Origin of the sequence: Aeromonas sp. BIGb0405 (assembly GCF_024807335.1) — a bacterium.
GTDB lineage: Bacteria > Pseudomonadota > Gammaproteobacteria > Enterobacterales > Aeromonadaceae > Aeromonas > Aeromonas rivuli.
Genome location: NZ_JANUEP010000008.1, coordinates 46,123 through 59,607 on the forward strand (window position 1 = coordinate 46,123; position 13,485 = coordinate 59,607).

Sequence of the window (13,485 nt, forward strand, 5' to 3'; positions counted from 1 at the left end):
ATCCACCCTACCCCCATTAGTGGGCCTTTCCTACCCTGGCAAGGCTGCAAATACAGCAAGTTACCCGGTGAAGTTGTGCAAATAACCCTGAGTTGCTCGTCATTTGTGCAATCGCATCGAAAGTGAGAAAAAAAGCCTTTACCTTTGATCCCGGCTTTGTATAATTCGCCTCGTTTGTTGCAGGGGCGTAGTTCCAATTGGTAGAACAGCGGTCTCCAAAACCGATGGTTGCGGGTTCGAGTCCTGCCGCCCCTGCCATTTTTAGAAAGGCCAGCTCATTGAGCTGGCCTTTCGCATTTCTGCGTTTCCTGCTCTCCAGGGCGACCTTGCTCGTTTGTCTCCCCTGACGCCTGCTGCTCACCCCCGGTGTCCCCTGCTTTTCAGGCCAGGTCGCCCTTCGCTCGTCCTTGTTGCCGTTTTCTACCCTGCCGTTTCCGGCAATGGTGCCATCCGTTTCCTTGCGCGACACCACATGGACTGTGCCACCCAGTGCCGGGAGGTTGCGTGAGCGGTTCGTCGGCCTGGCTGCTCCAGCCGCAGGCGGGCGGGCGGCCTCATTGTGCGTTTTGCTCTTCGGTGGGCGTGGTGGCGGGCACCGCCTATTGACCTATCAAAAATTAAGCAGTGGCGGTTCATGGTCGGGTGTTTCCGGTCGATATAGACCACATAAGGTGTGCAGTTTTTATTTGACACCCTCTCTACCGTTATGAGGAGTTTCCATGAACCTTTCCCTTCGCGGCAAGTTGCTGGCGACCAGTTTGGGGGTCGTAGTGCTGACTGTCTGCCTGCTGGGCTCGATCGTCTACTTCAGCCTGAAGAGCCAGACCCTGAATGCCATCGACAGCGAGGCACGCAACTACGCTGGCGCCTACGCGGAAGGGATAGGCAACTGGATGCAGGACAGGCGGGAGAGCCTCAGTGCCCAGGTGGATGTGATAGCCCGCTATCCGGAGGCGGATCTGGTGTCTCATCTGCAGCAGACCCTGCGCTCCGGTGGCTTCGGCCTGGCTTACTATGGTTCGACCGAGGGGGTGATGACCCGCAACGACCCAGCCCTCAACAAGGGGGACTACGACCCCAGGGAGCGACCCTGGTATCAGGATGCGGTCAAGGTGGGCGGGCTCATCATCACCGAGCCCTATGTCAGCGTCACCATGCAGCAACTGGTGGTCACTTTGGCCGCGCCCGTGATGCAGCAAGGCAGGCTGGCTGGCGTGGTCGGTGCCAACCTGGCATTGGACAAGCTGATCAAGGACGTGCTGGCCATGCAGGTGCACGGAGATGGCTACGCCATGTTGCTGGACAAGAGCGGCCTCATCGTCGCCCATCCCGACCAGGCGCTGACCCTGAAGCGGAGCCAGGATCTGGATGCCAATCTGGATGTCGCCCATCTGCAGGCCATGAGTCAGCAGGGGTCACTGCAGGAGGTCGAGATAGGTGGCCAGGCCAGCATGGTGCTGGTGCGGGCTATTCCCAATACCGACTGGCTGCTGACCATGGTCATGAAGCGGGATGTATTGCTGGCCCCCCTCGACAGCCTGCTCTGGCAGTTGGTGATGATAGGCGGCGGCCTCTTGCTGCTGTTTGGCCTGATCCTGACCAGCACCTTCAAGTACCTGTTCCAGGATCTGGGTCGGGTGGCGAGCGCCCTCAATGACATCGCCCATGGCGAGGGCGATCTCACTGTCCAGATCCAGACTCGCAGCCAGGATGAGGTGGGCCAGCTTGCCCGCAGCTTCAACCAGTTTGTGGCCCGGTTGCACGGTATCGTCAGCCGGCTGCGGGAGGTGGGTCAGCAACTGGCCGAACAGTCTCGCAGTCAGGCAGCCGGTGCCCAGGCCCGCAGCCAGCAGGTGCGTCAACAGCAGGACGAGATCGTCATGGTGGCCACGGCCGTGACCGAGATGGCGTCAGCCACCCAGGAGATAGCGGGTAATGCCGAATTTGCTGCCACCACCTCGGGGGAGGCGGTCAAGCTGGCCGTCGCCGGTCAGTCCCAAGTCGGTCAGAGTCAGCGCAGCATCACCGGGCTGGCGGACGAGGTGGCCGATGCCAGCCAGATCATCCACGAGCTCGATGCCCACGCCCAGAAGATCAGCGGCATATTGGCGACCATCAGCGGCATCGCCGAGCAGACCAACCTGCTGGCGTTGAACGCCGCCATCGAGGCGGCCAGGGCCGGTGAGCAGGGCCGTGGCTTCGCCGTGGTCGCCGACGAGGTACGGGTACTCTCCAAGCGGACCCATGACTCCACCGACGAGATCCAGCAGATGATAGAGACACTGCAGCAGACCACTCGCCGAGCGGTGAGCGGCATGGAGACCAGTCGTCAGCTGGCGGGCACCAGCGTCGAGGATGCGGAATCGGCCAACCAGAGCCTGAGCCGGATCAACGAGGCCATCGGCACCATCAGCGACATGGCGACCCAGATAGCGGCGGCAGCGGAGGAGCAGACCTCGGTCACCGGCGAGATCAGCCGCAACACCGAAAATATCCGCCATGTCTCCCAGGAGCTGGCCGAGCAGGCGCAGGAAGAGGCGGCTCAGGCCGCCGAGCTCAAGTCGTTGACCGAGCGCCTGGCCGAGGAGTTGGGGCGCTTCCGGCTCTAAACCGGCAAGCAAGAAACAGGGCAGCCCGCGGGCTGCCCTGTTCTATTTCGGCGTCGGGGCAGGGGCCTGCCTGACCCAAATAAGCTGGTCGGTGGCAAAGCCCAGCCCCCTGGCCTTGGCGATCAGCGCATCCACCTTGGCCTTGGGCGGCTGGGGGGAGCGGGAGAGGATCCACAGGTAGTCGTGGTTGTAGCTGGTCACCAGGGAGAGCTGGTAGTCGGGGTCCAGATCGATGACGTTGTAGCCGCCGTAGAAGGGGCCGAAGAAGCTCACCTTGAGCCGCGCCTCGGTAGGCTTGTCCACGAAGTAGGCCTTGCCTTCGGCCTCGCGCCAGCTGCCATCGCTCTGCAGGCCGCGGTTGAGCACCTTGACGCCGCCGTCGTCACGCAGGCTGTAGGTGGCGCTCACCCGCTCCAGCCCCCGCTCGAAGCTGTGGTCGAGACGGGCGATTTCGTACCAGGTGCCGAGGTAGCGATCGAGCTGGAAGCCGGTGACGGGGCGGATGCCGTCGGCGAGGCCGGTACAGGCCGTCAGTAGCCAGGCGGTGAGCAGACAAAGCAGTGAACGCATGGGGGATCCCTCTCTGTTAGCCTTCGATGATGTGCAACTGGCCTTCCCGGAAGCGGGAGGCCTGATCCGTCGGCGTGCTGCCGAAGAAGCGCTTGTACTCCCGGCTGAACTGGGAGTTGCTCTCGTAGCCGACCCTGGCCGCCGCCGCCCCCGCCTTGATGCCGTCGTGCAGCATCATCATGCGCGCCTTGTGCAGGCGAAACGACTTGATGTACTGCAGGGGCGAGGTGGCGGTGACCGCCTTGAAGTGGTGGTGGAAGGCGGAGACGCTCATGTTCACCTCCCGGGCCAGCTCCTCCATGGTCAGGGTGTCGGCGTAGCGCGCCTCTATCATACGCAGCACCCGGGCTATCTGGCCCACATGGTTGTGACGATTGGCCAGCGCCTGCAGCGCCGGGCCACCCCCCTCGTGCAGGGCGTAGAACAGCATCTCCCGCACCGTCTGCGGCCCCAGCACCCGGGCGTGGTGGGGCTTGTCCATCAGATCGATCAATCGCTCGGCGGCACAGAACATTTCTTCGGACAGGGGGACAGAGTGCACACCGCTCTTTTGCACAGCCGGGGCGGGCAGGGCATCCCCCAGTTCCAGCAGCAGTTCCTGCAGGGTGGCGACGTTGATCTCCAGGGAGAAGCCGATGAGGGGCTGCTCGGGGGAGGCGAAGCACTCGCACTCGCAGGGTAGCGGCAGTGTCATCAGCAGGTAGTGGCTGGGGTCGTAGCGAAACACCTGATCCGCCAGATAGCCCACCTTGTGTCCCTGCAGTATGACGATCATCCGGGGTTGGTAGAGCACGGGCGTGCGGCCGTGATACTCGGTGGTGTAGATGAGGTTCACCTGATCCACCGGGGAGGGGGTGATGCCCGGGGTGGTGACGTGGCGGGCCAGCCTGGCGGCGAGATCGGCGTAACGGTTGGACATGGTCGCTCCGGGTGGATTCTGATGATTTGTAGAAATAGGCAAGCAATGTGCAGAATGTTGCCTTGATGGTAGGCGTTGCCTGTAGAAAAATGCAATCAACATTTTGCGGCCAGGCCGCCGGACTATCAGAAGAAGGCAATGTCGATGAACAATTTTACTCTCCATACCCCCACCAAGGTGCTGTTCGGCAAGGGCCAGGTGGCCCAGCTGCGCGGCCAGATCCCGGCCGACGCCCGTGTCCTCATCACCTACGGTGGCGGCAGCGTGGTGCGCAGCGGCCTGCTGGCGCAGATCCGCAGCGAGCTGGCGGGCCTGACCCTGTTCGAGTTCGGCGGCATAGAGCCCAACCCGGCTTACGAGACCCTGATGGGGGCGGTCGAGCTGGCCCGTGCCGAGCAGATCGACTTTCTGCTCGCCGTCGGCGGCGGCTCGGTGCTCGATGGCACCAAGTTCATCGCCGCCGCCGCTCACTACGATCTGGCCAGGGAGCCCTGGCACATCCTCGAGACGGTCGGTGGCGAGGTGGCTTCCGCCATTCCCCTGGGCGCCGTGCTGACCCTGCCGGCCACCGGCTCCGAGATGAACATGGGGGCCGTCATCACTCGCAGGAGCAGCGGCGACAAGCAGCACTTCTTCTCGCCGTTGGTGATGCCGCGCTTCGCCGTGCTGGATCCCGTGCTCACCTATACCCTGCCGGCCCGCCAGGTGGCGAACGGCGTGGTGGATGCCTTCATCCACACCCTGGAGCAGTACCTCACCTACCCGGTCAACGCCAAGGTGCAGGATCGCTTTGCCGAAGGCCTGCTGCTGACCCTGGCTGAGGATGGCCCCAAGGCGCTGGTGGAGCCGGAAAATTACGAGGTGCGCGCCAACATCATGTGGAGTGCCACCCTGGCGCTCAACGGCCTGATCGGGGCCGGCGTGCCCCAGGACTGGGCCACCCACATGCTGGGCCATGAGCTGACCGCCCTGCACGGCCTCGACCACGCCCAGACCCTGGCGGTGGTGCTGCCCGCCCTGCTCGCTGCCAAGCGTGAACAGAAGCACGCCAAGCTGCTGCAATACGCCGAGCGGGTCTGGGATCTGCGCAGCGGCAGCGAAGAAGAGCGCATCGACGGCGCCATCAAAGCCACCCGCGACTTCTTCGAGCGGATGGGGGTCAAGACCCGGCTGCGGGACTACGGCCTGGCCGACGCCAATATCGACACCCTGCTGGCCAAGCTCGAAGAGCACGGCATGACGGCGCTCGGGGAACACGGCGACATCGACCTGGTGCAGAGCCGGCATATTTATGAAGCCGCCTGGTAAGGGGAGCATTCACCTTACCACCGCACTAAACGACTGACAGTAGGGGCCGGATCCTGCCATTTTGGCGGGGGATCGGCCCCTTCCTTGTTACGAAACCGTTACTTTTACCCTGTTCACTCCGATATCTGCGATTGGAGTGAATTTCGTAAGAACAAAAAGCGCTAAGATAGAGGGCCAGCAAAACATTTTTTTTGACTGGTTGGATCACTTTTTCCAGTGCTTTTTACTGGTATAAGTCGCTAATTTGGTTTGTTTTTTTAAATCACGGTCCTGGATGGGCTGATTTCTGTACGCGTACCATCCGGACGGCGGTTGTAATAAAACTCCAAAATTTGATACTAATCACCTTCGCACCTGAAAAGCGGGGGCCTGACCATGACAGGAGGTTGCGGAAGAGCCTGCTGATTTTCATAACAAAGAGTCCTTGGCCTGCAATTTGGCCGCGCCTTGTTTCGCGAGAGATGAGACACTAGGTCGCGATTATTTATTAACCATCAGGGAATAGTCATGCAGATTGGAATACCGAGAGAGAGTCTCGCCGGTGAGACCCGGGTCGCAGCGACCCCGGCCACCGTTGAGCAGCTGAAAAAGCTCGGCTTCGAGGTTGCTGTCGAGACTGGCGCCGGCCAGCTGGCCAGCTTCGATGACGCCGCCTTCGAGGCTGCCGGTGCCAGCGTGGTGCCGAACGTCTGGCAAGCCGACCTTATCTTCAAGGTCAACGCCCCGACCGACGCCGAGATCGCCGAAATTAAAGATGGTGCCACCCTGGTGAGCTTCATCTGGCCCGCTCAGAACCCCGAGCTGGTCAAGAAGCTGTCGACACGCAACATCAATGTGATGGCGATGGACATGGTGCCGCGGATCTCCCGTGCCCAGTCCCTCGACGCCCTCTCTTCCATGGCCAACATCGGTGGCTATCGCGCCGTGGTCGAAGCGGCGCACCAGTTTGGTCGCTTCTTCACCGGTCAAATCACCGCAGCTGGCAAGGTACCCCCTGCCAAGGTATTGGTGATCGGCGCCGGTGTGGCCGGTCTGGCTGCCATCGGCACCGCCGGTTCCCTGGGCGCCATAGTGCGTGCCTTCGATACCCGTCTGGAAGTGGCCGAGCAGATTGAGTCCATGGGGGGCAGTTTCCTCAAGCTCGACTTCGGCGGCGAAGATGGTGCCTCCAGCGATGGTTACGCCAAGGTCATGTCCGATGAGTTCATCAAGGCCGAGATGGAGCTGTTTGCCCAGCAGGCCAAGGAAGTGGACATCATCATCACCACCGCCCTGATCCCGGGTCGTCCCGCTCCCAAGCTGATCACCAAAGAGATGGTCGACAGCATGAAGCCGGGTTCGGTGATCGTGGACTTGGCAGCGGCCACCGGTGGCAACTGTGAATACACCAAGCCGACCGAGTTGTTCGTGACCCCGAACGGCGTCAAGGTGATAGGTTACACCGACCTGCCTGGCCGCCTGCCTGCCCAATCCTCCCAGCTCTACGGTACCAACCTGGTCAACCTGATGAAGCTGATGTGCAAGGAGAAGGACGGCCAGGTTGCCATCGACTTCGAGGACGTGGTTCAGCGCAACATGACGGTGATCCAGGCCGGTGACGTGACCTTCCCGCCCCCCGCCATTGCCGTCTCTGCCGCGCCGCAAAAACCGGCAGCCGCCCCGCTCAAGAAGGCCGAAGCCAAGAAGCCATCCAACAAGAAGTATGTGTTTGGTGCCCTCGGCATCGCCGCCTTCGGTTGGGTCGCCGCCGTGGCACCTGCCGCCTTCTTGTCCCACTTCACCGTATTTATCCTGGCCTGTGTGGTCGGTTACTACGTGGTGTGGAACGTATCTCACTCCTTGCACACGCCGCTGATGTCGGTCACCAATGCCATCTCCGGCATTATCGTGGTCGGTGCCTTGCTGCAGATTGGTCAGGGTTCGACACTCGTCACCGCGCTCTCGTTTGTCGCCGTGCTGATTGCCAGTATCAACATCTTCGGTGGCTTCACCGTGACTCAGCGCATGCTGAAGATGTTCCGTAAGGATTAAGGGGGTTTAACGTGTCTCAAGGACTGGTAACAGCATCCTATATCGTTGCCGCCGTGCTCTTCATCCTCAGTCTCGCCGGACTGTCGAAGCAAGAAACGGCCAAGCATGGCAACCTGTTCGGTATCGCGGGGATGGCCATCGCCCTCGTCGCCACCGTACTCAACCCGGAAACCAGTGGTGTGCACTGGATCATTCTGGCCATGGTCATCGGCGGCGCCATCGGCGTGCGGCTGGCACTCAAGGTCGAGATGACCGAGATGCCCGAGCTGGTGGCGGTGCTGCACAGCTTCGTGGGCATGGCGGCGGTGCTGGTGGGCTTCAACAGCTTCATCGATCTGCACCCCTCCGCACCGGCGGCTGTCGTGGTCTCTGTCGGTTCCAATCTGGATGCGACTCTGGCCGCGGCCCGGGCGGCGTTCGAGCAGGCGGCCAGTGCCGCTCAGGCCGAGCACCTCACCGGCGCCATGCTGAACATCCACCTGGTGGAAGTCTTCCTCGGTATCTTCATCGGCGCCGTGACCTTCACCGGTTCCATCGTGGCGTTCGGCAAGTTGCGTGGCCTGATCTCCTCCAAGCCGCTGATGCTGCCCCATCGCCACAAGCTGAACCTGCTGGCCGTGCTGGTCTCGCTGGCGCTGATGGTGCACTTCGTCAACGCCGGTGGTTCCACCATGGCGGTGGTGCTGATGACCCTGATCGCCTTCGCGTTCGGCTGGCATCTGGTGGCCTCCATCGGTGGCGCCGACATGCCGGTGGTGGTCTCCATGCTCAACTCCTACTCCGGTTGGGCGGCGGCGGCGGCGGGCTTCATGCTCTCCAACGACCTGCTGATCGTGGTCGGTGCCCTGGTGGGCTCCTCCGGTGCCATCCTCTCTTACATCATGTGCAAAGCGATGAACCGCTCCTTCATCTCGGTCATCGCCGGTGGCTTCGGCTCCGACGGTGTCGCCTCTACGGCTGATCAGGAGATGGGTGAATACCGCGAAACCAACGCCGAAGATGTGGCCGACATGCTGAAGAACGCCAGCTCCGTCATCATCACCCCGGGCTACGGCATGGCGGTGGCGCAGGCCCAGTACCCGGTGGCCGAGATCACCCAGAAGCTGCGGGATCGCGGCGTCAAGGTGCGCTTCGGCATCCACCCGGTTGCCGGTCGTCTGCCAGGCCACATGAATGTACTGTTGGCGGAAGCCAAGGTGCCGTATGACATCGTTCTGGAAATGGACGAGATCAATGACGACTTCACCGATACCGACGTGGTACTGGTGATCGGTGCCAACGACACCGTCAACCCGGCCGCCATGGAAGATCCGGGCAGCCCCATCGCCGGCATGCCGGTGCTGGAAGTGTGGAAAGCGCAGAACGTCATCGGCTTCAAGCGCTCCATGAACACAGGCTATGCCGGTGTCCAGAACCCGCTGTTCTTCAAGGAGAACACCCAGATGCTGTTTGGCGATGCCAAGGCCAGCGTCGAGGCTATCCTCAAGGCGCTCTGATCCAGGTCACAGCAAGAGTATTCAAGGGGGCCAAGGCCCCCTTTTCTGTGCCTGCCGTTTGGCGTTCTGATGGCGTCGGGCCCTGTGGTGCCTTGCCCTGAGCATGTCTCATCGCCTGACAGACGCCAGGTGGTGGCCTCGTTGAAGTGGATGGCCAAACGCGATAGCCACTCGGCCCTCACTGCCGATTCTTCAGATTTGATCCCGCCATTATTCCCTGGGCTTGGTTGTGGTAATCGCTCAAAAGTCGGGCATAATGCCTGCCATCACGCCGGGGTTTATCAACTAATTTTTAGTTTTCCCGCAATATTTAGTATGTCTGACATAGAAGAGGCGCCGCGCCAGACCATGGAGCACTTGCAGATGAAGTCACAATGGATCGAATTTATTGCCCTGCTCAAGCGTGAGGTCGTGCCGGCCCTGGGCTGCACCGAACCCATGTCGGTGGCCTTGGCCGCCGCCAATTGCCGCCGTCTGCTGGGCCAGACGCCGCAGCGCCTGAGCGTCTGGGTCAGTGGCAATCTGTTCAAGAACGGCATGGGGGTCGGGGTACCCGGCACCGGCATGATAGGTCTGCCGGTCGCCGCCGCCGTCGGCATCACGGGGGGTAACCCCGATGGTGGGCTGGAGGTGCTCAAGCAACTCACTCCGGCCCAGGTGGAAGCCGCCAAGGCGTTGCTGCCTCTCATCAAGGTCGATGTGAAGGATGTGCCGGACGTGCTCTACGCCGAGGTGCTGGCGGAGGCCGATGGTCACAGTGCCCGGGTGGTGATTTGCACGGATCACACCCGCATCGTGCTGATGGAGAAGGATGGCGAGGTGTTGATGGAGCAAGCCAGCGCCCCCGGGGTGCAGATCCAGCCAGCCAGATCGGCCAAACCCGCCCTGACCCTGAAGGAGATAGTCGAGTTTTCTCTCGAGGTGCCGCTTGCCGACATTACCTTCATTGGCGAGGCGGCCAGCATGAACCAGGCCCTGGCTGACGAAGGGTTGCAGGGCTATGGCCTGAGCATCGGCAAGATGCTGACCGATCAGGTGGAGCGCAAGCTGCTCTCCGACGATCTGATGACCCTGGCCATGCGACTGTCGTCTGCCGCCTCCGATGCGCGCATGGACGGTGCCATGCTGCCCGCCATGTCCAATTCGGGCTCGGGCAACCAGGGCATTGCCGCCACCATGCCGGTGGTCGCCGCCGCCCGCTTCCTCGCATCGAGTGAGGAGCAGCTGATCCGGGCATTGGTGATGAGTCATCTGGTGGCCATCTACATCAAGATGCATCAGAACAAGCTCTCCGCCCTCTGCGCGGCCAGTACCGCTGCCATGGGGGCGGGATCCGCCATCACCTGGCTGCTGGGCGGCAAGTTCGAACAGATAAGCCACTGCATCAACAACATGATTGGCGATGTTTCCGGCATCATCTGTGACGGCGCCGGCAGTGCCTGCTCCATGAAGGTGTCGACCTCTACCTCGGCGGCGGTCAAATCCTCCCTGATGGCGATCAACAACCTGCGGGTGCCTCAGAGCGAGGGCATCGTCTCGGACGACGTGGATCAGACCATTGCCAACCTGGGTCAGCTATCCAGGAAGGGCATGCTGGATACCGATATCGAGATCATCAACATCATGCGAGCCAAGCAGCGCAACTGAGTCAGTCGTGTGGCGGGGCGCGAGTTGTAGGCTGCTGTGCCCCTACTCGAAGAGGATACTGCCGGGCAGCATCGGATCGACAGGCAAAAAAAAACCGATGGCCGGGGCCATCGGTTTCTGTTCGGGTAGAGGTGATCAGCCCTTGGCGTGCCGGTTTTCCGGGTAGTTCTTGCCAAGCACTTCGCGGGCGTGCTGGGCCAGAGTTGGCATCTTGAGGGTGTCGTAGGACTCGATCATGATCTCCAGTGCCTCTTCGGTCTCCGGTGTGTCCGGGTAGGTCTCAACCACCTGCTTGGCGCGGTTGGCGGCGGCGATCAGCGCATCACGCTTTACATAATATTTGGCCACGCTCAGATCGTAGCGCGCGAGGCGGTTTTTCAGGCCTATCATGCGCGCACGGGCATCGGCGGCGTAACTGCTGTTCGGATAGTTCTGCAGCAGGGTCTTGAAGTCCTGGAACGCCTGACGGGCGTAGGAGGGATCCTTGTCATCCCGCGCTATGCCGAGCTGATCCTGGAAGAAATTGTAATCGCCCGCCATGTTGGTCAAGCCACGCATATAGAAGACGTAATCTATATTTTTGTGCGCGGGATTGAGGCGGATAAAGCGGTCGATATTGGCAGTCGCCTGGGCGGTATCATCCTGCTTGTAATAGGCATAGATGAGGTCGAGCTGCACCTGATTAGAGTAGGCGCCGAAGGGGTAACGAGAGTCCAATGCTTCCAATAACTCGATAGCATTCACATAGTTACCGGCATCCAGCTTGAGGCGTGCTTTCTGGTACAGGGTCTCCGGCGGTTCGTCGGGTACCTTGGGTTTGGTGCTGGAACAGCCAGTGATCAGGGTAGCGACCAAGGCGAGCGACATCAGCAGGTGAGACTTCTTTCCCATCAACAACATCCGGTCCATTTCCACGAAATTGGCAAAGTATCCGTTATGCTTGGCTAAAAGAAAAGCTAGAATACCCGGATTATTTCGAATTGAAACCCCCGCTCAAGAGACCATACATGAGCCAGCATATTGAATTAACAGGCGAATTCCAGGATCACCAATTCGGGCAGCGACTCGATCAGGCTCTGGCAGAAATATTTCCCGACTACTCCCGCACCCGGATCAAGGAGTGGATCCTGCAAGACAGAGTGACCCTGGATGGTCAGGTTGCCAACATCCCCCGTGAGAAAGTCATCTCGGGGCAGCAGGTCCATGTCACGGTCGAGCTGGAAGACGACACCCGCTGGGATGCCCAGAATATAGCGCTCAACATCGTTTTCGAAGATGAGCATATTCTGGTGATCGACAAGCCGGCTGGTCTGGTGGTTCACCCGGGGGCAGGCACGCCGGACGGCACAGTGCTGAACGCCTTGCTGCACCTCTATCCCGAGATAGCCGAAGTGCCTCGCGCCGGCATTGTCCACCGTCTGGACAAGGACACCACTGGCTTGATGGTCATCGCCAAGACAATCCCGGCGCAGACCCATCTGGTGGAGGCGCTGCAGGCCCGCCAGATCACCCGTGAGTATGAAGCGGTTGCCATCGGTCACATGACCGCAGGCGGTACCGTGGATGCGCCCATAGGCCGTCATCCTACCCAGCGTACCCACATGGCTGTCATTCCCAATGGCCGTGATTCCGTGACCCACTATCGGGTGCATGAGAAGTTTCGTGGCCACACCCGCCTGCGACTGCGACTGGAAACCGGTCGTACTCACCAGATCCGGGTACACATGGCGCACATCAAGCACCCGCTGGTAGGCGATCCCGCCTACGGTGGTCGCATGCGTCTGCTGCGCAACGGCACCCCCGAGCTGACTGCTGCCCTGCGCGGCTTCCACCGTCAGGCCCTGCACGCCACCATGCTGCAACTGGCTCACCCCATCACCGGCGAAGTCATGCAGTGGCACTCCTCAACGCCGCAGGACATGCTGGATCTGATGGAGGCAATGCGTGCCGATACCCTGGCCAATCCGGATGATCTGATCTGGGGCTAAGCGCGTCGACCAGGCCGGATGATACGGAGTGGTCCAAGAGAGTGCGAAGGGCGGGGTACCCAGTGGGTGCCCCGTTTTTTATGGTATTTTTTCATGATTGATAAGGAGTCAGTGATGGAGACGATAGTACCGAACTGGCCTGCCCCGGCGCGGGTCCGGGCCCTTTCCACCACCCGGGATGGCGGCCTGAGCCAAGGCGCCTTTGCCGGTCTCAACCTGGGGGCCCATGTCGGGGATGACGCTGCCTTGGTCGAGGCCAATCGTGGCTTGTTGCAACAAGCCGCCGGGATCCCGGGTCGGCTCAACTGGCTCAATCAGGTGCACGGCATCGCCGTCCACCCCGTCAGCAACGAATACGACGGGGCACCGGAGGCCGATGCCGCCTGCGCCCACGAGGCGGGGTTGGCCTGCATAGTGATGACGGCCGACTGCCTGCCGGTGCTGCTGTGCGACCGGGCGGGCACCGTGGTGGCTGCCGCCCATGCCGGTTGGCGTGGTCTGCAAAATGGCGTACTGGAGGCCAGCATCAAAGCCATGGGCTGCAAGCCCGCCGAGATACTCGCCTGGCTGGGCCCGGCCATAGGGCCCAGTGCCTTTGAAGTCGGTGGCGAGGTGCGCGACGCTTTTCTCGCCGAGCAGGCCGAAGCCGTTGCCGCCTTCATCCCGTCTGCCAACGAGGGCAAGTGGCTGGCAGATATCTACCAGCTGGCCCGGCTGCGCCTGGCCCGCGCCGGAGTGAGCGCCGTCTATGGGGGCGAGCACTGCACCTTCAGCGACCGCGAGCGTTTCTACTCCTATCGCCGGGATGGCCAGACCGGCCGGATGGCCTCCCTCATTTGGCTGGCAGAGTAGACAGGTGGGCGCTCAGCGAAGCCGGTGAGCGCCCACCTATGAATGCCTGTCCCTCTGGCCGGAAC

General features: G+C 61.5%; 10 protein-coding genes and 1 tRNA gene. 8 read left to right on the forward strand and 3 right to left on the reverse strand.

Annotated elements, in window-relative coordinates; all coding sequences use genetic code 11:
- Positions 1 to 181 precede the first annotated feature (181 nt).
- Positions 182 to 258: transfer RNA gene (locus M2366_RS15890), tRNA-Trp, on the forward strand.
- A 461-nt stretch (positions 259 to 719) separates the two neighbouring features.
- Positions 720 to 2,609: a methyl-accepting chemotaxis protein gene (locus tag M2366_RS15895; protein WP_259270152.1), complete on the forward strand. Its 1,890-nt coding sequence runs from the start codon at positions 720 to 722 to the stop codon at positions 2,607 to 2,609.
- 42 nt (positions 2,610 to 2,651) lie between these two features.
- Here M2366_RS15895 and M2366_RS15900 read toward each other — a convergent pair whose 3' ends face one another.
- The gene (locus M2366_RS15900) at positions 2,652 to 3,179 is read right to left on the reverse strand and encodes a lipocalin family protein (RefSeq protein ID WP_259270153.1); all 528 of its coding nucleotides are present in this window, start codon (positions 3,177 to 3,179) and stop codon (positions 2,652 to 2,654) included.
- A 16-nt stretch (positions 3,180 to 3,195) separates the two neighbouring features.
- Positions 3,196 to 4,098, reverse strand: a complete 903-nt coding sequence (locus tag M2366_RS15905) for an AraC family transcriptional regulator (protein ID WP_139743809.1) — start codon at positions 4,096 to 4,098, stop codon at positions 3,196 to 3,198.
- Between the two features lie 144 nt (positions 4,099 to 4,242).
- Between M2366_RS15905 and yqhD the strand changes: the two genes are divergently transcribed.
- The 4 genes from yqhD to M2366_RS15925 all read left to right on the forward strand — a co-directional run bounded on the left by yqhD (position 4,243) and on the right by M2366_RS15925 (position 10,580).
- Complete coding sequence (yqhD, locus tag M2366_RS15910) at positions 4,243 to 5,406, forward strand: alcohol dehydrogenase (RefSeq protein ID WP_259237105.1); 1,164 nt, start codon at positions 4,243 to 4,245, stop codon at positions 5,404 to 5,406.
- A 507-nt stretch (positions 5,407 to 5,913) separates the two neighbouring features.
- A complete protein-coding gene (locus M2366_RS15915; protein WP_259237106.1) occupies positions 5,914 to 7,437 on the forward strand; it encodes a Re/Si-specific NAD(P)(+) transhydrogenase subunit alpha in 1,524 nt (507 codons plus the stop codon).
- Positions 7,438 to 7,448: 11 nt separating this feature from the next.
- The gene (gene pntB, locus M2366_RS15920; protein ID WP_042042613.1) at positions 7,449 to 8,933 is read left to right on the forward strand and encodes a Re/Si-specific NAD(P)(+) transhydrogenase subunit beta; all 1,485 of its coding nucleotides are present in this window, start codon (positions 7,449 to 7,451) and stop codon (positions 8,931 to 8,933) included.
- 363 nt (positions 8,934 to 9,296) lie between these two features.
- Positions 9,297 to 10,580: a serine dehydratase subunit alpha family protein gene (locus tag M2366_RS15925; RefSeq protein WP_396021404.1), complete on the forward strand. Its 1,284-nt coding sequence runs from the start codon at positions 9,297 to 9,299 to the stop codon at positions 10,578 to 10,580.
- A gap of 135 nt (positions 10,581 to 10,715) precedes the next feature.
- Here M2366_RS15925 and M2366_RS15930 read toward each other — a convergent pair whose 3' ends face one another.
- Entirely contained in the window at positions 10,716 to 11,471 is a 756-nt protein-coding gene (locus M2366_RS15930) for an outer membrane protein assembly factor BamD (RefSeq protein WP_042042677.1), read from the reverse strand.
- A 116-nt stretch (positions 11,472 to 11,587) separates the two neighbouring features.
- Between M2366_RS15930 and rluD the strand changes: the two genes are divergently transcribed.
- Together rluD and pgeF are read left to right on the forward strand one after the other, a co-directional pair.
- Entirely contained in the window at positions 11,588 to 12,568 is a 981-nt protein-coding gene (gene rluD / locus M2366_RS15935; RefSeq protein ID WP_042042615.1) for a 23S rRNA pseudouridine(1911/1915/1917) synthase RluD, read from the forward strand.
- Positions 12,569 to 12,682: 114 nt separating this feature from the next.
- Positions 12,683 to 13,420 carry a peptidoglycan editing factor PgeF gene (gene pgeF / locus M2366_RS15940; RefSeq protein ID WP_259237108.1) on the forward strand — a complete coding sequence of 246 codons (738 nt, stop codon included), beginning with the start codon at positions 12,683 to 12,685 and terminating at the stop codon, positions 13,418 to 13,420.
- Positions 13,421 to 13,485 lie beyond the last annotated feature (65 nt).

What these genes read in the sequence shown, in the direction of transcription:
- M2366_RS15895 (WP_259270152.1), top strand. Translation starts at nt 720, where the DNA reads ATGAACCTTTCCCTTCGCGGCAAGTTGCTGGCGACCAGTTTGGGGGTC.
- M2366_RS15900 (WP_259270153.1), bottom strand. Translation starts at nt 3,179, where the DNA reads ATGCGTTCACTGCTTTGTCTGCTCACCGCCTGGCTACTGACGGCCTGT.
- M2366_RS15905 (WP_139743809.1), bottom strand. Translation starts at nt 4,098, where the DNA reads ATGTCCAACCGTTACGCCGATCTCGCCGCCAGGCTGGCCCGCCACGTC.
- yqhD (WP_259237105.1), top strand. Translation starts at nt 4,243, where the DNA reads ATGAACAATTTTACTCTCCATACCCCCACCAAGGTGCTGTTCGGCAAG.
- M2366_RS15915 (WP_259237106.1), top strand. Translation starts at nt 5,914, where the DNA reads ATGCAGATTGGAATACCGAGAGAGAGTCTCGCCGGTGAGACCCGGGTC.
- M2366_RS15925 (WP_396021404.1), top strand. Translation starts at nt 9,297, where the DNA reads ATGAAGTCACAATGGATCGAATTTATTGCCCTGCTCAAGCGTGAGGTC.
- M2366_RS15930 (WP_042042677.1), bottom strand. Translation starts at nt 11,471, where the DNA reads ATGGGAAAGAAGTCTCACCTGCTGATGTCGCTCGCCTTGGTCGCTACC.
- rluD (WP_042042615.1), top strand. Translation starts at nt 11,588, where the DNA reads ATGAGCCAGCATATTGAATTAACAGGCGAATTCCAGGATCACCAATTC.
- pgeF (WP_259237108.1), top strand. Translation starts at nt 12,683, where the DNA reads ATGGAGACGATAGTACCGAACTGGCCTGCCCCGGCGCGGGTCCGGGCC.